The following is a 26,399-nucleotide window of genomic DNA, read 5'->3' on the forward strand; positions in this document are numbered from 1 at the left end:
TAAAAGCAAGTTTGCTAAGTTCCTATATTGAATTCGGGCAGTCGTTTATTGAATTTGGGCAGTCGTTTATTGAATTTGGGCAGTCGTTTATTGAATTCGGGCAGTTGTTAATTGAATTCGGACAGTCGTTAATTGAATTCGGGCAGTTGTTAATTGAATTCGGGCAACCTACAAGAATTTACATAAAGCCATTCAAGATATTTGTGATAAATAAATCAACATATACTGGATAATGCGGGTGTCAATTAACCCTAGTTCTGTTTATCCTAGTGCTGTACAGTTCAGGGTATAAGTCAGTTTTTATCCTGGCGCATTATTAATAATAGGAAAGTGATTTATGTCACGTCCAAAACGCGGGTCTAAAGTAATTGATAAAGCGCAGCGTCGGATTGCGGCTTTGAAATCGATCAATCCCACCTTAGACTTAGGCAATGGGGTAACAATTGACTCCTTTGCAGCCGTCATTAAAACAACGCAAGACAAATTGGAAGCTTATAACTCAAGCCTCTCCACCGTGGATATGACTCAGGAAGCCTTAGAAGTTACCGAAAAATCGCTAATGGAACTAACAGAACACATGTTACTCAGTGTAGCTGCAAAGTATGGCAAGAATAGCGATGAGTACAAAATGGCAGGAGGCGTTCGTCGAAGCGATCGCAAGCGTCCGGTGCGTCAGCCTAAGCAAGAGGCTACTACTTGATAAACAGGACTTATGCGGTGATACTGCGTAAGTCCTGCTATAAACAGCCTATTACTCAGCCAATAAGTTATAATACCAATCAAACTTATTGGAATTTGGGTAATAATGCCAAATCCTAGCGTAGCAAGTTTACTAGAGCAAGGACATAACCAACTGGATCGGGGAGAGTATCAAGCAGCTTTACAGATTTTTCAGCAAGCTGCTGTACTGGAACCGGAAAACCCCCAAGTAAGTTATGGGTTGGGTGTAACTTTTGATCTTCTGGAAGAATACCACGAGTCCATTGGATACCTGAACCAAGCTTTGGAAATTAAGCCAAATTACATCTTGGCGCTAGTAAGGCGAGGATTGGCTTACCAAGAAATTGACCAAGCGCAGCAAGCACAAGCAGATTTTGAGCGAGCAATCGCACTTACCCCCCAAGATTCAGAAGACTGGCGAGGTAGAGGAATTGCATTAAAGGAATTACAACGCTACGAAGAAGCTGTTGCATCCTACGACCAAGCACTGACAATTAAACCAGACTTGTATTTGGCTTGGAACTTGCGGGGGATTGCGCTGGGGTTTTTGAAACGCTACGAAGAAGCTGTTGCATCTTTTGACCAAGCACTGAAAATTAAACCAGACTTATATTTGGCTGGGAACAACCGAGGGATTGCCCTGTGGGCTTTGGAACGCTACAAAGAAGCTATTGCATCTTTTGACCAAGCACTAAAAATTAAACCAAATAACGATGAGGCTTGGTACATCCGGGGGATTGTGCTGGGGAGTTTGGGACACTACGAACAAGCGCTTGCATCTTACGACCAAGCACTGAAAATTAAACCAGATAAGCATGAAGCTTGGCTTTACCGGGGAATGGCGCTGGAGTCTTTGAAACGCTACAAAGAAGCTGTTGCAGCTTACGACCAAGCACTGAAAATTAAACCAGATAAGCATGAAGCTTGGCTTTACCGGGGAATGGCGCTGGAGTCTTTGAAACGCTACGAAGAAGCTGTTGCATCTTACGACCAAGCACTGAAATTTAAACCAGACTACGATTCGGCTTGGAACTCCCGGGGGATTGTGCTGGGGTTTTTGGAACGCTACGAAGAAGCTGTTGCATCTTACGACCAAGCACTGAAGTTTAAACCAGACTACGATTTGGCTTGGAACTCCCGGGGGAATGCGCTGCTGAATTTGAAACGCTACGAAGAAGCTGTTGCATCTTTCGATCAAGCATTGAAATTTAAACCAGATGACGATTCGGCTTGGAACTTACGGGGGATTGCGCTTTTGGTTTTGGGACGCTTTGAAAAAGCTGTTGCATCTTTTGACCAAGTACTGAAATTTAAACCAGACGACGATTCGGCTTGGAACTTACGGGGGAATGCGCTTTTGGTTTTGGAACGCTACGAAGAAGCTGTTGCATCTTACGACCAAGTACTGAAATTTAAACCAGACGACGATTCGACTTGGTACTCCCGGGGGAATGCGCTTTTGGTTTTGGAACGCTACGAAGAAGCGATTGCATCTTTCGACCAAGCACTGAAATTTAAACCAGATAACGATTTGGCTTGGAACTTCCGGGGGAATGCGCTGCTGAATTTGGAACGCTACGAAGAAGCGATTGCATCTTTCGACCAAGCACTGAAATTTAAACCAGGCTACGATTCGGCTTGGAACTTCTGGGGAAATGCGCTTTTGGTTTTGGAACGCCACAAAGAAACTGTTGCATCTTTTTTCTACCAAGCACTGAAAATTCAACCAGACTACGACTCGGCTTGGTACTTACGGGGGAATGCGCTGCTGAATTTGGAACGCTACGAAGAAGCGATTGCATCTTTCGACCAAGTACTGAAAGGTCTGGCTTGGAACTTCCGGGGGCTAGCGCTCTCGCGTTTGGAACGCCACGAAGAAGCTGTTGCATCTTTTGACCAAGCACTGAAAATTAATCTAAATAACGATGAGGCTTGGTGCTACCGGGGGATGGTGCTGGACTCTTTGGAACGCCACGAAGAAGCTGTTGCATCTTTTGACCAAGCACTGAAATTTAAACCAGATAACGATTTGGCTTGGTACTCGCGGGGGATTGTGCTTTCGGTCTTGGAACGCTACGAAGAAGCTGTTGCATCCTACGACAAAGCTATTAAATTCAAGCCAGATAAGCATGAAGCTTTGGTTAACAAAGGAAATGTACTCGTTAAGTTAAAGCGAGATACAGAAGCCATTGAATTTTATAATCGCGCTCTTAACTGTATAGATCCTCAGTGGTGGGAAGCTTGGAATAAAAATCAGAGTTTAGCAAACATATATGCTCTAAGTAAGGAAGCTGCTGTAAAAACTTTGGTTGACGGTATAAATACCGTACATATACTAACACCTGATGATCAAGGGAGTAGCAGCAAATCGCATCTTGAAACATGGAAAAAGTTGCAAGATTACATGATGCAACAACCACGTTTTTTCTCAGATTTATCTGAAGCAAAAAAAAGCTATGAAGAAGCCCTTGAGTTCCTGACGTTTGATAAGTATCCAGAGCAACACTTGCAATTCTTGCAAGAATTGCTGAAAGTATATTCATCGGATAACCCTGAAGAATTCCAGAAAAATTTGGAGAAAGGGACTCAGCAGTTAGAAAAATTGCTGAGAGAACCCAAATCAGAGCAAGAGAGAATAAAGCTAGACAGCAAATTAGCGGCTTTTAATCAAATGCGGGTAGATATCCTTGCACAGTCAAAAGTTACAGAGAAACACATAGAAGCTTTAGAAACAGCAGAGATACGCAAGAATATTTGCCTTGCTTGGCTGAAGGAAGGGTCAATTTATCAACCGCCTACCGAGTTTGACTTTGAACAGACAAAAAAACTACTTAATTCCAAAACTGCGGCAATTTACTGGCATCTCAGCCCTATTGCTATCACTACTTTCATTATCAAACATAATGAACCCCTAAAAATCCTGTCACCACAATTACCAAGGGAATTACAAAACGGAGGCTATAGCCCTTATTTTTATCAGCTTCGGCGTTTTGAAAGCTGGATGCAGCAATGGAAAAAGTCTTATGAGGATTACTGTAAAGTTTCTTACACAAATAAAGAAACGACTCCTTGGCGGAAAAATATGAAATCCATGTTAGAAACTCTTGGTGAAATTCTAGAAATTAAGCGCATTGTTAAAGAAAATCTCCAAGATGTTGATAACTTGATTCTCATTCCCCACCGGGAATTACACCTATTACCCCTAGATTACCTATTTAAAGATAAGGATAAAGATTTTATCATTACTTACTTACCAAGTTTTCAGATTGGCTTGCAGTTATTGGAATCAATATCAAACAACGAAAATACTGATAGCCCAAAACTTGTGAATATAGAAATGCCTTTAAATAATCTTTCCAATAACTTGCCCTTTACAGAAATTCAATCTGCTGCAATTTACCATTTATATCCTGAGTATGGTAAATTGCAAGACCCACTTCAAACAAAAACTAACTTGATCAAAGCTTTAGGAGAGTATGAAGGTTACTTTCACTTTACAGGACATGGGTATCACATTTTAGAAAACCCAAGAGAATCAGCTTTGGCGTTAGCAAACGCCGAGAAATTGACTTTGGGTGACATTTTTGAGTGTCTAGAATTAGACTTACGAAAGTATCACCTAATTTGTCTTTCTGCTTGCGAAACTGGGGTCACTAGCCAGAAATTCAGCAAAGAGAGGATAATCGATGAATATATTGGTTTAGTAAGTGGGTTTCTTGCTAAGGGAGCAAACCACGTTGTTAGTACCCTGTGGAGAGTCGATGAACGTTCCACTGCTTTACTCATAATTAGATTTTACCAGTTACTCAAGCAAAGACAAACACCTACCATAGCACTGAGACAAGCAAAAGATTGGCTACGTCAGTTAACCTATATAGATTTAGCTAAGTGGTATAGAGACTTAGCCAATAAATTAAATGAACCCCAATTGAAAGAGTATCTGAAAACAGAAGCGGAAATTATTGAAAATGACACAAAGAATAAGGAATCTACCGAATTTCCCTATGCTCATCCTTATTATTCGGCTGGCTTTATTTTGACTGGTAAACCAAGTACAACAAGGTAAAATGAGCCAGTTCGTTGGAAAGCCAGCGCTTTTTACCTATTTTAGGTGTTAGCTTTATTTCCTTTACCCCCTATTCCATCCTATGCTTAACCAACCACAAACAGTCACCCTCAGCGCCTTTTTAACAGCTTTGGTAGAATTAGATTCTTCTTTACCAACAGCTTTACAGCACGAAATCAATGAAGTTGGTGAAATGCTTGCAAACGCACAAAAGGATGATGCTCTTAACCGCTTAATAGAATTGGCAGAAAACGACTGTCTTCAGGTGTCTTACCGTAATGCGCGAATGAATATTCAGACGCAATATACAACTCAAGAACTCAACAAATTCGATAAACCCAGTCAGCAGAATCAACCCCCAATACCCGAAGAACATCTTAGCAATATTGCGATCGCCATTCTTCAAGCTCCTGATTCTAGCGTTGAAGCTAAGAAGCACAAATCAGAAATTATCCCACAAAATTCTTAATGTGTAAAATAGAGTATCCCACCCTAGACTTATTCATTTATAATCTTGCAGATGATTCAAGTAATACGCAAGATTATTGGTCAAAGCTTGCAGAACAACTTAAACAAAAGGGATTCTCAACTAAAACCAACGACGAAGATCGACAACGCTTTGATTTTTGGAACACAATTTCAACTGCTGTTGATGGTTCTTACAGTCTAGCGAATTTTGATGATACTAACTGCCTACGCTATAGCTGCTCTGTGGATCAGCAAGTTGAATTATCTAATATTGAGCAGACGTTAACTCAAATCAAAGATTTAGCCCTTTTACCAAAAATTGGACATTTAGCACCTGGAAGACTTTCAGAAAATGGCTACTTAGGGCAAACTTGGATGATATCAGGCTGGACAGTCCCAGCTAATAACCCAATTTCTGAAGAAAACGCTCATCAAGCTTACAAAGCCATAATTCCACAAGGACACCAACATCAAAACTTAGGAGAATTTTTAGGCGCTACAGTCTATGAAATGTGGCGTGGTGAAGGGCGTTGGGACAAAATTGAAAAAGACAGTCATGTAATAGTTGTTTTCTATCCCGATCAAGATAAATTTATAGAAGCTAGTAAATCTTCTAATTCATGGAGATACCTATTTTACTGTAGACATAAAATCCTTTGGGCTTATGAACAGGGACGGGAACTAAAATTAAGGCTGTTGGAGAAATATAAGCATAGTTTAATAAACCAGAAGAATTTAGAAAGTTTATCAACCAAAGGATTGCAAGAGCTAAAAAGCGAATTGCAAAAAAACATTAATACTATATTTAATTACGTCCAAGATATAAACCTCCTGCAAACTCAACAGCACACAGTTGAAGTTAATGAGCGTAACTATGAAAAAGAGTGTGAAAAAAATTTTACAACCGAGAAATTTTTAGAAGAATTCAGCAAGATAGTCAAAGACAAATATCGGGTACAATTAGAAAAAGACTATCTCGGTCTAAATCCAGGATTAGCAATATTAGAAAACTTGACCGCTACAATTCGCGGAATGGTGGAGATAAAGCAAGCAGAGTTGGAGGAACAGCAAACACAGCGTGATCGCAACCTCAACACTAATATTGCTATTGTAGGTATTGGACTAGCAACAAGCCAAATTGCATCCTCTGTCATTATCGCTCAACAAGAGCCACCCAAAAACATCCTATTCTACCAAACACAAGCTTTTTGGTACAGTATTGGCACAGGTGCAATCGCCAGCTTTGTTTTCTGGATTTTTTTAACCAAAATCTACCCTGGCATCATTAGTTATATTCAGCAGTGTAAAACTAGGAATTTTTAGAAGATAATCTTCCTTGTGTAATGCGATCGCGCCAACGATCTAATAACTCAGGGCTGGCGCGATCGCTATGACTACATTGCTGCTAAAATATCCAAAATGCGAGAACTTTACCCAGCGATCGAGCCTTACTTAGAAGGTAGTTTAAAGGTTTCCAACCTTCATACCATTCATTTTGAAGAGTCAGGTAACCCCCAAGGTCAACCCATTGTTTTACTGCATGGGGGCCCTGGTGGTGGATGTCCACCTTTTTATCGGCAATATTTTCACCCAGAAAAATGGCGGTTGGTGATGTTTGACCAGCGCGGTTGTGGTCAAAGTACGCCCCATGCAGAATTACGAGAAAACACAACTTGGGATTTAGTCAGTGATATCGAAAAACTGCGCCAACATTTAGGTATAGAAAAGTGGGCGGTCTTCGGTGGTAGTTGGGGTAGCACTTTATCATTAGCCTATAGTCAAACCCATCCCTCTCGCTGCACGGGGCTAATTCTCCGTGGAATCTTCATGCTGAGGCAAAAAGAGTTGCGATGGTTCTACCAAGAAGGTGCTAGCTATATTTTTCCTGATGCTTGGGAAGAATATCTTAAACCAATTGCGATCGCAGAACGTGATGATATGATCGCAGCATATTACAAACGCTTGACCAGTCCAAATTTAGAAATTCAATTAGCAGCAGCGCGTGCTTGGTCAATTTGGGAAGCTAGTACTAGTAGACTTTTCTTAGACCCAGAACTCATGCAAAAGTTTGGCGAGAGTGAATTTGCTTCAGCTTTCGCCCGCATTGAATGCCATTACTTTATGAATAAGGGATTTCTTGAAACAGAAGATCAATTACTCCAAAATGTAGACCGCATCCGCCACATTCCGGCTGTAATTGTTCAGGGACGCTACGATGTAGTTTGCCCGATGATATCAGCTTGGGAACTACATCGGGCTTGGCCAGAAGCAGAATTTATTGTGGTTCCTGATGCCGGGCATTCGATGAGTGAGCCAGGAATCCGCAGTGCCTTGATTGAGGCAACAGATAATATTAAATTCGGTTAAATACTTAGCCTGCTAAGAGGATGAATGTGTATTTCTATGTCTGACTAACATCGAAATGCACAAAATTGAGATTTAACCTGGAAAAAACCTTTAAGGATTCGTTTGAGTGAATTAAACTTAACTCGCCTGATAGCTTTAGTCACTTCTACCCACTGGCGTTTTCTTTTGCTTGCTTCTGGATAATCTTCACTTAACATTTCTACTGGTAACAAATACATCTTTACCCGGTATACTTTGCCTCGTTTGCGGTACTTATAAGTTCCCAGTTTATTGCCGTCTACCTGTCCAATCACCCCTGCTTCTTCCCACGCCTCTTTGGCTGCTGAAGCGGGTGGACTCATGCCATTAGGAATATCTCCTTTCGGAATTACCCAGTGTTGAAAGTTACGGGTTGTGATTAGCAAGATTTCGACTTTGCCATTGTTCACTCTATAAGGAATCACACCAGATTGTTTAAACACTTTGCTTACTTTTCGACTCATCTAATTTGCATCCTGTAGGCCTAGCTTTTTTGTACAATGTTTACTTCAAAAAGTCGAGAGCTGATACCGGATAAATTTTAGTTAACTTCAGGTTATGAAAAGGTTAAAAAATTTTTGCCCATAAGTAAGAGTTAATTATTGAAAATTTTTGATTGTTTAAATACGGCCGCACATCTATGCACCCCACTATGTGTTGCAATAAGACGCGTAGTAGTGAGTCAGGCTCACTCTACGAGAACATCTGCAAACCCGCAGGGTATGAGAATGGCTAGGTTTGTAACTTTACAAATATAAAATCAACTGCTGTAAAATGTGTATTCCTGATGACTGATTGACAAATGCAGCACTATTAAAAACATCAGATACTCTGTCTGGCTTAATGCCAGAATATCTGCCACCAATCTAACTAACTTGACTTTTTCATATTTTGATAGATATACAACGAAGATATTGTATTTAAATCTACTTCTTTAGGTTCATCTTCATCGTCATTGGTATTTTTAAACAATACTGTAAATGCACCAGCACCTAACCTATCCTGAGGAAACATTCGATAACAAGCTATCGTAGTTAAATGCGACTGATATTTAGCTAAATTACTAATTTCCATCGCCTGAAAGTGGGGAAAACGTTCCAAAAACCATTCACAGACTTGCTCATTTTCTTCGGGTGAATATGTGCAAGTCATATAAGCAAGATAGCCTTGTGGTGAAACAACTTTAGCGGAGTTAGCTATAATACGTTTTTGTCTATTTGCACTTTTATTAATAGCAGTCGGGTGAAAACAACCGGGCGCTTTTTCAGCTTTAGCAAGTAAAGATTGTCCAGTACAAGGAGCATCTACTATTACTAAATTGCTAGAGCCAGTAAACATTTCAGCGAATATACTCGAATCTCTATTAACCACTGCACTAGGGCTGATCTGGCAACGCTTCAAATTAGAAATTAGCATTCCCAGACGTTTGCCAATTACTTCGTTACTGATGAGTAAGTCAGGTTGTAAAGCTTTCCAAGCGAACATACTTTTACCTCCTGGTGCAGCACACATATCAAAAATTAAACTTACTGGCACAGGAATAGCTAACAAAGTAGTAGCTGCAAACACCGAAGAAAAATCTAAACAATAAAAATATCCTTGTTGATGCAAGGAATGCTGACCGGGTTTTTCTCCCAAGCACAAACGGTCAGTAAATTTTGGTTGCCAATCGGTTGGTGTTTCTACTGCCAAAGGCGAAACATTGGGCTTTTCTTGACACCAAAGAATACTAGGTGAAAAAGGCTGAGGATTGATCAATGCCTCGATAAATTTTTCTTGTTCATCTAAATTAGTGAACAAACGCCGCGAGACTTTAAGTAATAAATTAGAAGGTTTTTCCATGTAAATTACGAATTACGAATTACGAATTAGGTTGTATCAGAATCAAAATAAAACTGTTACACAAGAACAATGTAATTAAGGCTTTTGGCTTCATACTCAAAATATAATGACCGCCATTCAGAACGCAATGGCCAAGCTACCCCACTGCACCGGAGAAGGTCATGTTCTTAGATAATTTTCCGCAAAAATTACGCAAAGAAGCACAACTATGGAGGGATGAAGGATTAATTAGTTCTTCGCTGTATGAGCAAATAGCAGAACGTTATCAATTTAAAAACCTGGAAGCTGCTGCACGCGATCGCAATAAAGCGATCGCAATAGCTGTGGGTAGCATCCTTTTGTGCTTAGGCATAATTACCTTTGTAGCAGCAAACTGGCAAGCAGGATCGCGAGAAGTCAAGTTTATTCTGCTGATGAGTTTGTTTTTTACGATCGCTATTACTGGTTTTTACACCTGGAGACCACCTGAAGGAAAGAAGCCAGAACGAAGCAAACGTCTACTGGGAGAGGGGTTGCTAATTTTAAGCGCCTTCATTTTCGGTGCAAATTTACTGCTGATGGCCCAGATGTTCAATATTGCCGGTTCAGCTTCCCAACTTTTTCTCGCCTGGGGGCTGGGTGTTGTGGTGATGGCCTTCGGTTTGTCTTTAAATTCTTTAGGAATTCTGTCAATTGTTCTCGTAGAAATCGGGTACTGGACTGGACTAGAAGACTTGTGGTACTCTTCAGGTGAGTTAACTTGGTCGCGCCTAGTGGTGCAGCATATGCCTTTATTGGCATGGCTGGTCTTTGTACCCTTAGCCTACTTCTGTCGCTCACGTTGGATTTTTGGTCTAGCAGCCTTTGTTTTTGCTAGTTCCTTACAAGCCAACCTCAATCCTCTGCCACTGCTGAATTATGCTGATATAGCCCCTTGGGTGGCATCTTTTGCTTTTGCACTCCCACCTGCATTATTCTGGAGTTATGATGATCTGCTGTTTCCAACCATAAATTACAGGTTGTTTCAATCTCTGGCCCGTAATTTAGCGCTGGTAAGCTTCGGGATTGTCTTTTACGTTCTGTCTTTTCGTTGGGTCTGGGAATCTCCAGATTATGGTTATAATCAGCCAACGACTTTGACAAACTTATTTGAGTCTCTGCCGATCATCGATTTGGGAATTCTCAGTGGCTTGGCCGTATTGCAATGGTTGTTTCTACTGCGTCAAAGAAATAACCCACCGCGTCGCGAAGTGATTTTCACGACAGCTGTTATTGGTACTTTTCTTGCGTTTATTGCCATAGTACCTTTTTGGCATCAAACTATCAGCCGGATTGATGAACTCGGTGTTTTTATTTTCAATGTACTTCTAGCAACATTAGCCTGGGGACTAATTCAAGAAGGATTGAAATTAAGCAACAGAAGTTCCTTTTGGGGCGGTATGTTGTTAGTAACACTGCAAATTATCAGTCGGGTGCAAGAGTACGATACCGATTTACTTTTCAAGTCCCTAGTCTTTGTTTTGTGCGGTTCTGCTTTAATTAGCGCTGGACTCTGGTTTGAACGCCGCCTACCTGGTGGTAGCTCTACAAGTAAGAAGTAGTGCAAAAGACGAAAGAATTCAGGAGTCAGAATTCAGGAGTCAGAATTCAGGAAAAGTTCACTAAATCTAAAATTGAATGATTCCTAACTCCTAACTCTTAACTCCTAACTCCTAACTAAAAATCTCTGTGCGTCAAAGTTTTTAAAGTTTCTCTGCGTTAGTCCTAATCTCGTTACTTTTGACCTCCTCAATACCTCTGCTTTTTAGGACTACGCTCATGACTAATAGTTCTTCTGAATCTAAAAATAAACCCTTGTCTCCCGAAGCCGAATTCTCCAGTAAGGTGACTTTTCGGGATTACTTGATTGCTACTGAACAAAAATCGAATAAGCCCTTACCTTTTTGGCGGTTACTAGCTCCCCTGGCGCTGCAAACAGGGCTAATTATGGCAGTACCAGCCCAAGCGCTTTATACAGATGTGACAGGTAAGACGGTGATTTTGCAAACCGTACCTGTAGACCCTAACAATGTGCTAGAAGGTAACACCTTAGCCTTAGATTACAACATATCCCGTACCGCAAATTTGAGCAGACTGCCGGGTTGGCAAACATTAGTTAGCAGAGGTCGTGGAAGCGGCAGACGATTACCTGAAGGAACCAACATTTACGTGACTTTGCAAGAGCAAATATCCTCTGGCCGAGGTGTTCCTAGAGCTTGGAGACCGTTACGAGTGACTAGCGATCGCCCCACAACTCTTAGAGCCAATCAGGTAGCCTTAAAAGGTGTTTATCAGGATGGTTCTGTTAACTACGGCTTAGAAACCTATTACATCCCAGAAAACCAACGGCAGCAGATTAGGAATGATTTGCAAGCCCAACGCGCCCGCAGAGGGCAAGTACCCCCTATTGTGGTGAAGGCGAAAGTAGATCCACAGGGTAAGGCAGTCCCAGTTAGTATGTGGGTGCGCGATCGCAACTATCGCTTTTAAGCTGTTAGGCAAATAAACATTGCATATTTACACGCAAGGTTTGTCTCCGTCTGAGTGCCAATTTCCGGCGCTCAGAATTTTTTGTTTGTCATTTTTATTTACAAATGACAAACAGAAAAATGAATCTTGATGCCCTTATTTAGTACCATTTGTCAGAGATTAAGATAATTACACTAATGTATCGAGGGTGCAGTCTAAGTGGACAAATCCAAATTGTAGACTGTCTTTTGCAGGGCTTTAACTCTCCAGAAATATTTATTTATTTAATAAGTTAATTTTAATACTGGAAGACGAGTTAACACTCTTAGTATTCAGTTGACTCTAAGTATTTCAGTACATGGGTAGGGGCACAACATGTTGTGCCCCTACGATTATCTGTACCTCACTAAGTCGCAATCTGCTGTAAACAACTGTCAACTTGTCATGTACAATCGCCTGAACCGAGGGTTACAAAGCATCCAGAATTTTATAACCCGCAACTTCGGTTATTATGCCAACGGTGGGATCAAAATATAAAGAATACATAAAAAACAGTATTCTACTATACATTTTTCAACAAAAAACATGAAGATTTTGCAAAGATATTGATTTCAATATAGACATCTAAGTAAATTTTCGCTACGTAAGTACTATCAATTTGTTAACTGTTTCTTCTTTTCAAGAATCGAATAACAGATTATTTTTTGTCATTAACACTCTTAAAGGTTGTTGGGATCATGACAAATAATTCGTTAATCAATACTTGTCAAGTCTGGAACTTCTAGTTCTGACTGTGTGAACTTCTGAGATCAGAATTCACACTTATTGAAAGAGCAAGACTTTCAGGGGTTAAAGCTCTATCACACTCAATTGAGGAGAGTTAATATTATGCCCAGACTAATTGTTTCTTTTCCCGCGATCATAGGCACCTCTGGTTCTGATCTAGTAGTCGGCCAAGAGGATAATGCATTCCCAGCAATTGGAATTGAGGTTCTAAAAAACGGAGTCATTGATACTCAAGGAGGTAACGACACTATTGAGGGTAGTGGCACTGGCGGAGAGAGTAACACCGACTTTGGCGGCACAGGCACTGGCATTGCTAACAGTGGCATTATCAATGCAGGTAGAGGAAACGACACTATCTCTGGCACAGGTATTGGCGGAGAGCAGAATACCAGCGGAAGTGGCGGCACAGGCACAGGCATTGCTAACAGTGGCATCATCAATGCGGGCAGGGGAGACGATACTATCTCTGGGACAGGCACTGGCGGTTCAGGCTATCGGGGTTACACTCGACCTGGTATAGGTATCTCTAACACTCAGGGCGGCTACATTAATGGAGGAGATGGAAAAGATTCGATCTTCGGAACCGGACAAGGAGGCGATAATAATTATTCCATTGAAGACCTTAACTCTGCTATAGGAATTAATAATACTCAGGATAGCCGCATTGATGGAGGAAAAGGTAACGACGAAATCACCGGAACTGGAATTGGAGTTCGTAACGGGCCTAGTACAGGAATCTCTAACACTGAGGGTAGCAATATTAATGGAGGAGAAGGGAACGATTCCATCTCCGGAACTGCAACTGGTGGATTTTCTTATACAGGAGATGGTACAGGCATCTTCAACAGTGGTGGTAGCGTGATTAGTGGAGGGAAAGGAAACGATTCTATTGTTGGTATCGGCAAAGGCAGTGATGCCCAGCCAGCCCCTACTGCCGATAGTCCTTCGGCTAACGGTATAGGCATCTCCAACAGCGAGGGTAGCGTGATCAGTGGAGGGCAGGGAAACGACTTCATCTCTGGCACAGGCACCGGCGGTGAAGGGAGCTACGATACGCCCTGGGGGGATTATGAACCCGGTGTAGGTATAGGCATTGTTAACAGTGGCATCATCAGTTTAGGCGATGGCAAGGATACCATCATCGGTACTGGCATTAGTCAAGGCATAGGTATCGATAATACTAATGGCATTATCTGTGGAGGAGGAGGAGATGATACCCTTACTGGGTATGGTGCCAACATTGGTATCCAAGGTGGCACGATTGATGGCGGAAACGGTAACGATTACTTCAAAGCCCGTCGAATTGATGATAGCGGTAATCCTATTTCAGACCAAGGGGGCGCGATCGCCGATGTCTTGATTAAGGGTGGATGTGGAGCCGACATATTTGATGTTGGTTACGGTAATGCCACAATCAATGGTGGCTGGGGATGGGACAAGCTAATTCTGTCTGATTCCAAAAGTGATTACACCATTTTAGGCAGCTCCAACAATTACACTATTAAACGTGATGAGTTCACCCTTAATGTATTGAATGTTGAGGAAATCGTCTTTTTTGGCGCTGCTCCCCAGTAAAGTGTGCTTGGGATTCCTGATCGGATTAGGGAGAGGCATCTACAACAAAAAACCTTTAATTTTTAGGCCGTAAGTCTCCCACTGAATTCTGTAACTATAATCAGTGGTGAGATACAAGGCGGGTGATGAAGATTGCATCTAGGATTGATTTTTTAGAAAGTAAAAATCAATCTTAGATGTATGACGAATCACCAATTATTTTCTTGCTTTTACAAAAAATTATAAAGTTTCAGTTACCCTAAAACTTATAACTCAACACGAGCTAAACCATAGCTATCCGGTAACAGGACTCAGGACTGATGCAGAACAGGCAAGAAAAAATTTCGCAAGTAGTAGTGACTGCTGGGCAAATGCGCGATATTGAAAAGCGGATCTTTGCAGCGGGAATGCCTGTAGTAGCTTTGATGGAAAAAGTGGCGGGATTAATTGCCCGTCGTATTCAAGAGATCCCCCCAACCTCCGTTAAAAAGGCTTACTCTGTTCCTTTAAACACCCCCTTTTTAAGGGAGTCGCCACAAGCGGGAGGATCTCGTGTCGGAATTCTTGTCGGCCCAGGTCATAATGGCGGGGATGCTTTAGTAGTAGCGCGTGAATTACACTTTCGTGGGTATGAGATTTGGATTTATTCTCCTTTCTCTAAGCTTAAGGAATTAACTTCGCAGCACTTGCAGTATGCTCAGAGTTTGGGTATTCCAATTTATCAAACAATTGAGCAACTGCCAGATTCTGATTTGTTGATTGATGGCTTGTTTGGGTTTGGTTTAGAAAGAAACCTCACCGATCCCATCGCCTCTGCAATTAATCAGCTAAATGAATTGTCTGTGCCGATTTATAGTATTGATTTACCTTCAGGTTTACACACCGACACAGGCGAAGTATTAGGAACTGCCATTCGCGCCACTTACACTTTTTGCTTGGGTTTATGGAAACTAGCTTTCTTCCAAGATCAGGCGCTGGAATATCTCGGCAAAGCTGAGTTAATCGATTTCGATATTCCTTTAGCTGATGTAGAAGCTGTTCTAAAAGATGCACCCAGAATAAAACGTATTACACGAGCAACAGCACTTGCTACTTTACCCCTACCCCGTCCACCAGTCACTCACAAATATAAGGAAGGACATTTACTGCTGATTTGCGGTTCACGGCGCTATGCAGGTGGAGCAATTTTAACTGGTTTGGGTGCGCGGGCTAGTGGTGTGGGGATGCTTTCGATCGCTGTACCCGAATCGCTGAAATCTCTTTTGGTGTCACACTTGCCAGAAGCGTTAATTGTCGGTTGTCCAGAGACGGAAACTGGAGCGATCGCCCAATTGCAATTACCAGAAAACACCGATTTGAGTTCCTTTAATGCGATCGCTTGTGGCCCTGGTTTAACACGAGATGCGACTCCCATTGTGCAAGAAGTCATAAAAAGCGATTGCCCTTTAATTCTCGATGCCGATGGTTTAAATATCTTGGCACAAATGGGAGCGATCGCGACGTTAAAAAAACGTCAACCAGTAACCGTACTCACACCCCACACTGGCGAATTCCAACGATTGTTTCCTGATGTCCCCGATGCCAAACATGACAGGGTGCAAGCAGTACGGGAAGCAGCTACGCAAAGTGGGGCTGTAGTGTTGTTGAAAGGGGCAAGAACTGCGATCGCAAACCCTCAAGGTGCTGTTTGGATTGTTCCTGAAAGTACACCCGCCTTGGCGCGTGGCGGTAGCGGTGACGTGTTAACTGGGCTACTGGGTGGATTGTTGGCGCAAGCAGCAACTAAACAGATTCCCGTAGAAGATATTGTGGCAACTGCCGCTTGGTGGCATTCGCAAGCCGGTATTTTAGCAGCCCAAGAGCGTACCGAATTGGGTGTAGATGCTTTTACACTGACACAATATTTGATCAAAGCTCTAACTTAGTCAATTCCCTCGTTCCCAGTCTCCGACTGGGAACGAGGAACGAGGAACTGGGAACGAGGAACTGGGAACGAGGAGATTCAGCTATTGACTAAATACCAACGCTGTAGCGCCAGCCGTTGAATTTCGCGCCAGGGAATATTATGTTTTCGGGCTAACTCTGCACAATCTTCATATTCTGGCTGCACATTTGCAATAACTTTTTCTGGTGATTGTCCTTTCCATGCTAGTTTGACACGCACTTTGCCATATTCAATTTCCACTTCTTGAATTTCCCGTTGTAAAATGGCGCGTTGCTGAGTTGTTCGCCGAATCCCTAAAGTAGTGGTTTCGCGGAATACAACAGCTTCACAAGTGAGTAAATTTTCTGGATGACAAATCACAGTCAGCAAAATCCCTGGACGAGACTTTTTCATGCCGATCGCTTGGGTAAATACATCCACTGCACCAGCAGCAAACAACGCCTCAAACACATAGCCGATCGCTTGCGGATTCAAATCATCAATTTGGGTTTCTAGTACTGATATCGTTTCTAAATTTGAGCTATTATCTTCAGAATCGCTGAAATTTGGCTGTAAAGTTGCGCTTTCACCGAACCAGAGGCGTAAAATATTGGGAATGGGTAAATTTATGGTTCCTGCTCCTAGTCCTATCTGCTTGATAGCGATCGCAGGTGGTGAACCAAAATCTTTTACCAAAGTAGTAGCGATCGCAGCTCCTGTTGGTGTGACCAGTTCTCTATCAATCCCATTGCTATAAACTGGACAACCCCGCATTTCCCACAGCTTTAATACCGCTGGTACTGGTACCGCCATCTGCCCATGTGCAGCCCGAACAGTACCGCCACCAGTCGGGAACGCCGAGCAGTAAAGTAGGGGCCATCCTTCTTCATTGCTCTCAATCCCCAACCAATCCAACCCCAGGCAAGTACCCACAATATCTACGATCGCATCTATAGCACCCACTTCATGAAAATGAACTTTTTCAGGAGAAATGCCATGCACCGCCCCTTCTGCTACTGCTAGCTGCCGGAATACCGCCAAACTCCAAGCTTCTGCCCGTGATGGCAAACCCGCTTTGAGAATCATCTGCTCTATTTCTGGTAAGTGGCGTGTGTGTTGGTGACTGTGTTCGTGGTCGTGATGGTGATGATGATCGTGCAGTAAATCCACATGGACTTTAGTCGCCTGCTGACCATTTCGTTGGACAAGTTCTGCCCTTAACTGATATTCCTGTTCAATACCCAACCCATTGAGTTTTTCAATTAAATACTCCACAGGAACACCCAAACTTACCAAAGCACCCAGGCACATATCACCAGAAATTCCTGTCGGACATTGAAGATAAGCAATTTTATTCATAATAAGTTTAGTCATTAGTTAGTAACTTTCTTCCTAGTCCCCAATCCCTACTCTTTGTCCTATGGCAAAAATTTTCCCAGTTCATCCGGATAATCCTCAGAGTCGCCGAATAGAGGAAATAAAGTCGGCGCTTTCTAGTGGCGCAGTCATGCTTTACCCTACTGATACAGTTTATGCGATCGGTTGTGATTTGAATGCCAAGTCGGCGGTAGAACGAGTGCGGCAAATTAAACAGCTAGCAAATGATAAACCACTGACATTTTTATGCCCCTCGCTTTCAAATGTGGCAACTTATGCCTTCGTAAGTGACACAGCCTATCGAATTATGAAACGCTTAATTCCCGGGCCATACACGTTTTTGCTCCCAGCAACTAAATTAGTACCGCGATTGGTGCAAAGCCCCAAGCGGAAAACTACTGGAATTAGAGTTCCAAACCATACTGTGTGTTTGGAATTGCTGGCAGCGTTGGGCAATCCGATTATTTCAACTTCAGCACATTTGCCACCAGATGAAGCAGATGATGGCATGATTCGGATAGATCCAGCAACTGTTCAGTCGCGGGTAGAGCTATTTGACCGTTTGGACAAGTTGGTCGACATCATTGTAGATACTGGCGAGGAACCTACATATGAAGTGTCTACCATCTTGGATATGACCGGAGATGAAGCAATGATTATACGGAGGGGTTTAGGTTGGGAAGCAGCAGCAGCATGGGTATAAGAATTAAACGTTCACAGGCGCACCTCTCCGTTTCGGAAATTGTGATAAAAGCGACTCCAGTTTTTAAATTGTCATATTTAAAGGCCATGTCTACGACGGGCACAGATGCAATAACAGGATGGGGTAAAAGTCGGTATAGCAAGAGATTTGACAACTTTGAGACAATAGTGGGGACATAAGTACCCATGTCAATTTGGTGGCTTGTGAAAAAACCGACACATTGCCATAACCGTAACTCTTTCGTATTTCCTACAGTTTTATATATGAGCTTTAGATGTGAGCATTATATACGGCAAGCCTTAATGGATGAATGCCCAAAGATTCACAAGTCTTGGCTAGCCTTGATTGCTGTGTCTGCGTTGTAATTACGGTGCAATACTACTCCCTGGAAAAGTCATGAAAGCTAACGTCGTCAATCTACCAAACTCTACACCCATTTTTAATAACCACCTTTCGACTGAAGAATTTTCAGACAGCAGCAGCGAAACCTTAATTGAATTGCTCTGTCACGAAATGCAAGCGCAAGTAAAAGCAGCACCGAGGTGCGTAGAAGCTTTAGCAAAGCGCATAACCATAGAAGTAGAACGCATTTGCGATAAAAGCTCCCGTATCCAAACATCTGGGGAAATCAAGTCCTGGCAGATTACGTTGGGAAGGCATCGGATGCAAAAGTGCTTACGTTACTACCAACTAGGTTCCAAACAAGGACGCGTGGAATTACATAGCAATTTGGGTGCTATGGTTTACCGCCATGTAACTATATCTGGCTCTGAGTTGGGTTTTGAGGCTCGTTACAGCCTAATTGAAGATTTTCTACAAGCGTTTTATATCGAAGCTATTAAAGCTTTCCGCAGAGAAAACGAACTACCTAATGACCACACGCCGCGTACTCAGCTGCAATTAGCTGAATATATGGCATTTACAGAACAGTATGCTAAACGCCGGATCAATTTACCTGGTGGTGCAAATCAGCAATTGATTATCTTACGGGCCCAAGGTTTTGCTCGTCGTCAGCCCCAAGAAACTACCGTAGATATCGAAATGGCGGTAGAGTCTGCTAAGGGTGAAGAGGCAGAATCTTACCAGCGTAACTCGGCGGTGCAACAGCTGCGATCGCAAATGGTAGCCCAAACTAATTTCGATCCATCTGAAGAGTCAGAACGCGATCGCGTCATCACTGAATTGATGAAATACCTGGAGTCTCAAGGTCAATCTGACTGTATGAACTACCTCAGTCTGAAACTCCAAGACCTCTCAGCCCCAGAAATTGACCAAATTCTTGGTTTAACTAGCCGTCAGCGCGATTATCTCCAACAGCGTTTTAAATACCATGTAGAAAAGTTTGCCAAGCAACACCATTGGCAATTAGTACATCAATGGCTAGGTGCGGGTTTAGAGCAAAAATTGGGTTTATCTTCCCAGCAGTGGGAAATCTTTGTGAATCAACTCACAGAACAGCAACAGCAAATATTAGAGTTGAAAACTGCACGACAAAACGACCAAGCGATCGCTAAAGCCATCAAATGCACTCCCAAACAGCTACAAAAACGTTGGACTCAACTGTTAGAACTAGCATGGGCTATCCGTAACGGCCATACTGAGGCACAGACAGGCTAAGGCCAAATAACTAAAATTTATGTGCCAGTTGAAGGCGCAGAATATGGGATGTAACAAAAAATGCATTTAAACCCCACTTGAAACAGCACTGCTTTTAAAAGCAGGGAAATCAAACACTTTTTAATGATGAATTTTGATATAAATTCACCCATGTTTATCATTAAAATTTAACTGTGTTTTAAAGAAAGTTTTTCTAAATTTTACTCATGTAAAAAAACTAAAGAAACCAGTAAGTCTACAAAAGCAACAGCATAATGGATTCCATTAACTCCAAAAAATATTGGGAAAAATTAAATTATATTTCTGATTAGTGTAATTACTCCTATTAGTTTACCTTTATCTATAGCTTGAAAAAATTCAATACTACATGAAGCAAAAGGAGCCAATAATATTAAAAAAATAACAATACGAAAGTTCAGCAAATCGTTATAAGTTATATTAAAATCTGGTATTAACCAGCGAATATAGGTTTCTTCCTGCCCGTAAACTTTAAGTTTTACTAAACTGTTTCCGGTGGTAAAAATACCCCATCAATTTCAAATTTGGCTTCTTTTTTGATAAATAAAAGAACCCCAAACAATAAATGGCATTGGCAGCATTACTACTAGGATAATGGAAGGAGGTAAAATCCAGAAAGCACCACCAGTTAAAATAATTATCGAGGTACTAATCTGGATGATGTCATTGTTCCCTGTTGGGAAAATTTTACCGTAAAACTTGTTCCGCCTTCTACCTTACTATCTACATAAATTTCTCCATGATGTATTTCTAAGCACTTTTTCACCACAGCCAGTCCTAGTCCAGTGCCAACAATCTTGCCTACATTCTTGGCACGATGAAAAGGCTCAAATAAATGCTGCTGAAATTCCGAAGGAATTCCTATTCCATTATCTTGAACTTGGAAAAATATTGCATCTAGTTCACAACTAAGTACTAGAAAAATGCTTCCCTTTGGAGGTGAGTATTTCATGGCATTTGAGAGTAAATTGCTCAGAATTGAATACAGCAAATTTTCATCTAATTTGGCATGAGTACAGTTACCTTGAGTGAGAAATTTAATAGTATGCTGTTGTTGATTGCAAAATTGAAGGTCTTCTATCAAATTAATGCAAAATGCTTCCAAATCCATCAGTTCTGGATGAAATTCTAATTTACCGGCTTCTGCTCTAGTCAAAGTTAAAATATCGGTCAATAACTGGTTCATTGACCTAGCTGAAGATTGAATACGATAGAGATTTTTAAGTTTCTTCTCTTCTTTCCACTGCTGATTACTTTGAGACAATAGTTGAGCCGATCCTAAAATAATACTCAATGGTGTACGAAATTCATGGGATACCATTGAAAAAAAGCGCAATTTCAATTCACTAAGTTCTTTTTCTTGAGCTAATGTTTGTTGATTAGCTTCTGCTTGCTGACGCTTAAGCAGTTGTTGATAAAGCAAGGCATAAACGCCTAATAAAATGGCAAAACTCAAGAAAGTACTGAGGAATTCAATCAACATCCGGTTGCGGATATTCTCTTGGGAATGTCTGACCGAGATTTGTAGTAACTGTTCCTCCCTAGCTTGCATTTGAGTAAGCGTTTCGCGAATTTGATTACGGTTTTGGTTGCTTTGAGTAACTAGAGGTGCTTGAATAGCAAAGCTTGATTTACCTGCTTCTTTGAGGTTAATCGACTGTTTAGATAATTGAACTCTTTGAGCAATGAGGAATTTTAGCTTCGTTATTTGCTGCTGTTGATAAGAATCATCAGCAAGTTGTTGCTGCAATTTTTCGACTTTGGCATCCAGGCTTTGCATTGCCTGATAGTAACGTTTGAGTTCTGATTGCTCTCTATAAAGAATATAACCCCTGCGTCCGGCTTCTGCATCAGTTAGTGTAGCGAAGATGTCAATAACATTTTTCATTACCTCATGTGTGTCCTTCACTTGATTGCTACTTGCAATTAACTGGGTAGCATTTTGGTAAGAAATAAGACTAGCTGTACCCATTAAGAATAAGCTCAAGCCAAAGCCAGAGGCAATCCATTTCCTTTCCAGTGACCATTTCATAGAAAAAATCAATTAATGGTTCAGAGTCCATATCTTATCCAAGACCTTACATCAAAGTAAAGATTTTCCAATAGAAGCTTAGTTCAAAATTATTTTTCTTACTAACCGATTTCTACCCGATTTTTGCCTTTTATCTCCACAACCAGTTGTTAAAATACCACCTAAATTAAAACTCTCTTGCACTAAAATATCTCCAAATAAACAATTAGATTTATTTGGAGAATTTTAATTTTATTGCCGTACTTTGGGAATTATGAGTCCAATGTTACCTGTGAGTTCTTTACCACTAGGTGCAATCGGTGTGACACCGCTAGAAATGGCTAGTGCTTATGCGACTTTTGCTAATTACGGTTGGCAATCACCTCCAACGATTATTGCCTGTGTTACTGATGGTAGTGGCAAGTTTTTAAATTGATAAATATTCTAAACAATGCGGATTTTGGTAGTTGAAGATGATGTCCAATTAGCAGAGATGCTGATGGAAGCCCTGACTGACCGTCAATATGTGGTGGATATAGCCCAGGATGGAGAGCAAGCGTGGGATTGCATCAAAGTGTTGGAATATGATTTAGTGGTGTTAGATGTTACCTTACCAAAGTTGGATGGTGTGAGTTTATGTCAACGCTTGCGATCGCCTACATCAGCGCGTAGCTCATCGCGCAATAGCACAATACCTGTCCTCATGTTAACAGCACGCGATACCCTTAGTGACAAAATTACCGGGTTGGATGCTGGGGCAGATGATTATATGGTCAAACCTTTTGAAATGCCAGAGTTAATGGCTCGTGTTCGCGCACTGTTGCGCCGCAATAGTTCCGCAGCATCATTCCCAGACCTTGGTTGGGGTAGTCTGTGTTTAAATTCCAGTACTTATGAAGTCACATACGCTGACCAGCCTTTACACCTAACGCCCAAAGAATTTGCTCTTCTAGAACTAATGGTTTCTAGCGGTCGGCGGGTGCTAAGTCGAGCCGGAATTATTGAGCGTATTTGGTCACTTGATGACCCTCCTAGCGAAGAAACTGTTAAGTCTCACATTAAGAGTTTACGGTATAAACTTAAAGACGCAGGTGCGCCTGATGACTTTATTGAAACAGTTCATGGATTGGGCTATCGCTTAAAGCAGCTTTAGAAAACTAACCGATTTCTACCTGATATTTACCCTTTATCTTTACAACTGATTGTTAAACTAAGATTAATGTAATTAACCTCTTCTTTTACACCAGAACACTAGAGTTCTCCAAATCAATTTAATTATTGGTTTGGAGAATTTTAATTTTTACGTCAATAAAGCAAAAAATACATAATTATTTTATTTTTAAACCTTAATTATTAAATAGCATCTCAAAATAAGATACAACTTTACAATAATCTTGGCTCAAATTCTTCTTAAATTAAATAGCGTTGAATCAGAATTCATAATTGAATTCTTTCATGCTAATTTTTTAATAACCGATTTTTACCCAATTACTAACCGATATTTAAACTTCTAAAGTGTAATATCCAGAACAAAAGTATTTTTGGAAAGTAAATTTCAGCTTTTAGGAAATTTTTATGTCTCATTTTTCAGTAAATATTTCTAATATTGTTATTACCAACGAAGAGTATCGCAAGCTTAAAAATTATGCAGGAGAGCATCAGATATCAATTAATGAAGCACTTCGGTTATTAATTGATTCTCTTCCAGAATGCTCCCAAACGAACAAAAAATTAAGTCGAAGTTATTCGTTTATTTTTCCTAGAAGGTTTTTACACGTTTCCTTGGATGATAGGTAACTTATAAAAATTTTTACTATAAATAACCTAGCTGTGGAATTTTCTGTCATCTACAAACAAATAAATTTTAATTATGAATACTCCTGCTTCTTTGAATTTAGTTAAATGTCCAGAAAATTCTGCTCAAGAAACGCCAAATTCTCAACCCATTTATGCACTAATTTCAGTTCATGGCGACCCTACAGCTGAAATTGGTAAAGAAGGAGCAGGTGGTCAAAATGTCTACGTGCGAGAATTGGGGTTAGCATTAGCAAAACGCGGCTGTCAGGTTGATATGTTTACCCGACGCGAATACCCTAACCAAGAAGAAATTGTGGAATTAGCACCAGGGTGTCGCGCAATTCGTTTAAATGCTGGGCCAACAGAATTTATTTCTAGAAATAATTTATTTGAATATCTACCGGAATTTGTAGAAGCTTGGCTGAATTTTCAACAACGAACAGGTTGCAACTATGCACTGATTCACACTAATTATTGGCTTTCTGCTTGGGTGGGATTGCAACTTAAATCTCGATTGGGACTACCCCAAGTTCATACCTATCATTCTATAGGGGCAGTTAAATACGGTAATGTGAAAAATCCACCGCAGATTGCTGCAATTCGTCATTGTGTAGAGAAGGCAATTTTAGAACAAGCAGATTGTGTAATATCCACCAGCCCCCAAGAAGCAGAAGATTTACGTCAGCTAATTTCGCAACATGGACGTATTAAAGTCATTCCCTGTGGAATTAATACTGAACACTTTGGTTCTATAAGTAAAGAAGTTGCTCGCCAACAGTTGGGAATTGCTTCAGATTCTCAGATTATCTTGTATGTAGGACGCTTTGACCCTCGCAAGGGAGTTGAAACCTTAGTAAAAGCCTGCGCCAGTTTGCCTAATACATTTCAATTCTATCTAGTTGGTGGCAGCCGTGAAGATGGAGCAGACTTCCAAGAACAACAACGCATTCAAACTTTGGTGAATGAACTGGGATTGGAAGCAGTTACAGTTTTCACCGGACGAATCTCTCAAACACTATTACCTGCTTACTACGCCGCAGGGGATATCTGCGTTGTACCGAGTTACTACGAACCTTTTGGCTTAGTTGCGATTGAAGCAATGGCAGCCGGAACACCTGTAATTGCTAGTAATGTGGGAGGATTACAGCATACGGTGGTACATGGTGAAACTGGGCTTTTGGTTCCTCCCTGTGATTCTACAGCATTAGCGATCGCTATTCACAATCTGTTAAAAAATCCGGCTCTAAAAGAGAGCTATGGCAATGCTGCACAGAATTGGGTTCAGTCTCGTTTTAGCACTCAGGGAGTTGCCGCTCAAGTTCACGAACTCTACCAATCTTTAACACTTGATACGTTTGTTCAAGAAATTATTCAAACTAAAAATTTAACTCCAGAGTTGGAAAAGCAAATCCAAAATTTGTTAAAATCGAAAGCTTTAAAATCCCGTGAAATTAAAGCTCTAGAAAAATTAATTGACTCTTTTTATAATGGTATTGTGAAGTGGGCAACGAGTTAAATTCAAAGTAAAAGCTGAGATAGTCGCTAATTTAGTGTTTGAAGTTTTTGAATCTGAGCAAAAAGCTTTAATTAGTCTATTTACAGAGTATTCTACTTGACGTTTTATAAAATATCTAGAAACAATATTTCATTTAGTGTTAAAGCCGAGAGTGTAACGACTTTTAGCACAGCACATACAACGCTAACGCTAGTATTATTTATACAGTGGTAAGGCTATACTTCCGTATTGAAATATATAAGTTATCTACACATCTTTAAATTTATGTAATTTTTTAACAAGTGGAAACAAGCAAATATGAAACTACTTTTAGTTATTGAATTAGATAATACCTTGGTTGGTAACAATCGAGCTATTGCCGCTTTAAACCAAAGGCTAGAAGCTATACGCAACCAGATGTACTTAGTCTATATTACTGGTCGGTCTTATGCTTCTAGTCATCGGGTGATAACACAAGCACAGCTTTTGAAACCCGATTATTTGATTGCTAGTGTAGGTACTGAGATTTATCAACAGGGTGTGCTTTTAGAAAATGATTGGGCAAATCAAATCTCAAAAGATTGGGATTGGGATGCAGTTTGGACAATTGCTAGCTACTTTTCTGCACTGATACCTCAACCCGACAGTGAACAAACTCCCTATAAATTAAGCTTTTGGCTAGATATGGATGCGTCGCTTGAGGTTATCCATGATTTAGAAGATTTGTTAGCTTTTACTGGATTGCAGACTCAGGTAGTTTTCAGCAATGGGCGAGATGTTGATATCATACCCAAGAACAGTAATAAGGGTAAAGCAACTGCATATCTGCAACAATTGTTGCAAGGGCAATCAGATACAACCGTTATCTGTGGAGGTTCTGGAAATGACATCAGTTTATTTCAACAGCCATCAGCTGGGATTATCGTTGCTAATGCCCAGACCGAACTTCTGTGGTGGTATTATAAAACACATTACCCTTGGCACTTTCTAGCTCACTACCCTGGTGCCGCAGGTATTCTTGAAGGATTAATTTATTTTAATATTTTGCCATTTCCTAACAGATGGCGATGGGCTACGCCCCACCATAGGTGATGACAACCTATTCCAAATTAACTTTGAATGTCAAAAATTGCCCCGCACTTAGCTTCT

Annotated in this window: 18 protein-coding genes and 1 pseudogene; 15 read left to right on the forward strand and 4 right to left on the reverse strand. The window is 41.0% G+C overall.

Translation table 11 applies throughout. From position 1 onward, the window contains the following. Positions 1–337: 337 nt before the first annotated feature. From H6G92_RS10275 to pip, 5 genes are all read left to right on the forward strand, one after another. A complete protein-coding gene (locus tag H6G92_RS10275; protein WP_190893427.1) occupies positions 338–700 on the forward strand; it encodes a hypothetical protein in 363 nt (120 codons plus the stop codon). Between the two features lie 105 nt (positions 701–805). Further along, entirely contained in the window at positions 806–4,786 is a 3,981-nt protein-coding gene (locus H6G92_RS10280) for a tetratricopeptide repeat protein (protein ID WP_190893429.1), read from the forward strand. Between the two features lie 82 nt (positions 4,787–4,868). Next, complete coding sequence (locus tag H6G92_RS10285) at positions 4,869–5,255, forward strand: hypothetical protein (protein WP_190893431.1); 387 nt, start codon at positions 4,869–4,871, stop codon at positions 5,253–5,255. Beyond that, positions 5,255–6,577, forward strand: a complete 1,323-nt coding sequence (locus tag H6G92_RS10290; protein WP_190893433.1) for a hypothetical protein — start codon at positions 5,255–5,257, stop codon at positions 6,575–6,577. Before H6G92_RS10285 ends, H6G92_RS10290 begins: the two co-directional genes overlap by 1 nt. Positions 6,578–6,673: 96 nt before the next feature. Continuing rightward, positions 6,674–7,621 (forward strand): prolyl aminopeptidase, encoded by a 948-nt coding sequence (gene pip, locus H6G92_RS10295; protein ID WP_190893435.1) that lies wholly within the window; start codon positions 6,674–6,676, stop codon positions 7,619–7,621. Between the two features lie 44 nt (positions 7,622–7,665). Here the strand turns inward: pip and H6G92_RS10300 are convergent, their stop codons facing one another. Next, positions 7,666–8,103: an NUDIX hydrolase gene (locus H6G92_RS10300; RefSeq protein WP_190893437.1), complete on the reverse strand. Its 438-nt coding sequence runs from the start codon at positions 8,101–8,103 to the stop codon at positions 7,666–7,668. Positions 8,104–8,509: 406 nt separating this feature from the next. After that, entirely contained in the window at positions 8,510–9,481 is a 972-nt protein-coding gene (locus tag H6G92_RS10305; RefSeq protein WP_190893439.1) for an RsmB/NOP family class I SAM-dependent RNA methyltransferase, read from the reverse strand. 161 nt (positions 9,482–9,642) lie between these two features. Here H6G92_RS10305 and H6G92_RS10310 point away from each other — a divergent pair, with 161 nt between their 5' ends. The 4 genes from H6G92_RS10310 (at position 9,643) to H6G92_RS10325 (ending at position 16,233) form a co-directional block, all read left to right on the forward strand. Beyond that, on the forward strand, positions 9,643–11,061 hold the full coding sequence (locus tag H6G92_RS10310) for a DUF2157 domain-containing protein (RefSeq protein ID WP_190893442.1): 1,419 nt from the start codon (positions 9,643–9,645) through the stop codon (positions 11,059–11,061). A 217-nt stretch (positions 11,062–11,278) separates the two neighbouring features. Then, positions 11,279–11,989 carry a GDYXXLXY domain-containing protein gene (locus tag H6G92_RS10315; protein WP_190893445.1) on the forward strand — a complete coding sequence of 237 codons (711 nt, stop codon included), beginning with the start codon at positions 11,279–11,281 and terminating at the stop codon, positions 11,987–11,989. Positions 11,990–12,856: 867 nt separating this feature from the next. Further along, a complete protein-coding gene (locus tag H6G92_RS10320) occupies positions 12,857–14,329 on the forward strand; it encodes a hypothetical protein (RefSeq protein WP_190893447.1) in 1,473 nt (490 codons plus the stop codon). Positions 14,330–14,628: 299 nt separating this feature from the next. Then, on the forward strand, positions 14,629–16,233 hold the full coding sequence (locus tag H6G92_RS10325) for an NAD(P)H-hydrate dehydratase (RefSeq protein ID WP_190893449.1): 1,605 nt from the start codon (positions 14,629–14,631) through the stop codon (positions 16,231–16,233). 77 nt (positions 16,234–16,310) lie between these two features. Here the strand turns inward: H6G92_RS10325 and larC are convergent, their stop codons facing one another. Beyond that, positions 16,311–17,591, reverse strand: coding sequence for a nickel pincer cofactor biosynthesis protein LarC (gene larC / locus H6G92_RS10330; RefSeq protein ID WP_190893621.1), 1,281 nt, complete (start codon positions 17,589–17,591; stop codon positions 16,311–16,313). Between the two features lie 61 nt (positions 17,592–17,652). On the opposite strand from larC, the gene H6G92_RS10335 reads away from it, so the two are divergent. Beyond that, positions 17,653–18,312 (forward strand): L-threonylcarbamoyladenylate synthase, encoded by a 660-nt coding sequence (locus H6G92_RS10335; protein WP_190893451.1) that lies wholly within the window; start codon positions 17,653–17,655, stop codon positions 18,310–18,312. A gap of 396 nt (positions 18,313–18,708) precedes the next feature. Beyond that, a complete protein-coding gene (locus tag H6G92_RS10340; protein ID WP_190893453.1) occupies positions 18,709–19,929 on the forward strand; it encodes a HetZ-related protein in 1,221 nt (406 codons plus the stop codon). Between the two features lie 655 nt (positions 19,930–20,584). Here H6G92_RS10340 and H6G92_RS10345 read toward each other — a convergent pair. Then, complete coding sequence (locus H6G92_RS10345) at positions 20,585–21,979, reverse strand: sensor histidine kinase (RefSeq protein ID WP_190893456.1); 1,395 nt, start codon at positions 21,977–21,979, stop codon at positions 20,585–20,587. 235 nt (positions 21,980–22,214) lie between these two features. Here H6G92_RS10345 and H6G92_RS10350 point away from each other — a divergent pair. The 4 genes and pseudogenes from H6G92_RS10350 to H6G92_RS10365 form a co-directional block, all read left to right on the forward strand. Continuing rightward, positions 22,215–22,388, forward strand: a pseudogene (locus H6G92_RS10350) (penicillin-binding transpeptidase domain-containing protein); the annotation flags it as partial. A 21-nt stretch (positions 22,389–22,409) separates the two neighbouring features. Next, on the forward strand, positions 22,410–23,111 hold the full coding sequence (locus tag H6G92_RS10355; RefSeq protein WP_190893458.1) for a response regulator transcription factor: 702 nt from the start codon (positions 22,410–22,412) through the stop codon (positions 23,109–23,111). Between the two features lie 717 nt (positions 23,112–23,828). After that, positions 23,829–25,271: a glycosyltransferase gene (locus H6G92_RS10360; RefSeq protein WP_190893460.1), complete on the forward strand. Its 1,443-nt coding sequence runs from the start codon at positions 23,829–23,831 to the stop codon at positions 25,269–25,271. A 297-nt stretch (positions 25,272–25,568) separates the two neighbouring features. Continuing rightward, a complete protein-coding gene (locus tag H6G92_RS10365; RefSeq protein WP_190893462.1) occupies positions 25,569–26,342 on the forward strand; it encodes a sucrose-phosphate phosphatase in 774 nt (257 codons plus the stop codon). The last annotated feature ends 57 nt before the right edge of the window (positions 26,343–26,399 follow it).

This window comes from Nostoc foliaceum FACHB-393 (assembly GCF_014698505.1).
GTDB classification, from domain to species: Bacteria; Cyanobacteriota; Cyanobacteriia; order Cyanobacteriales; family Nostocaceae; genus Nostoc; species Nostoc foliaceum_A.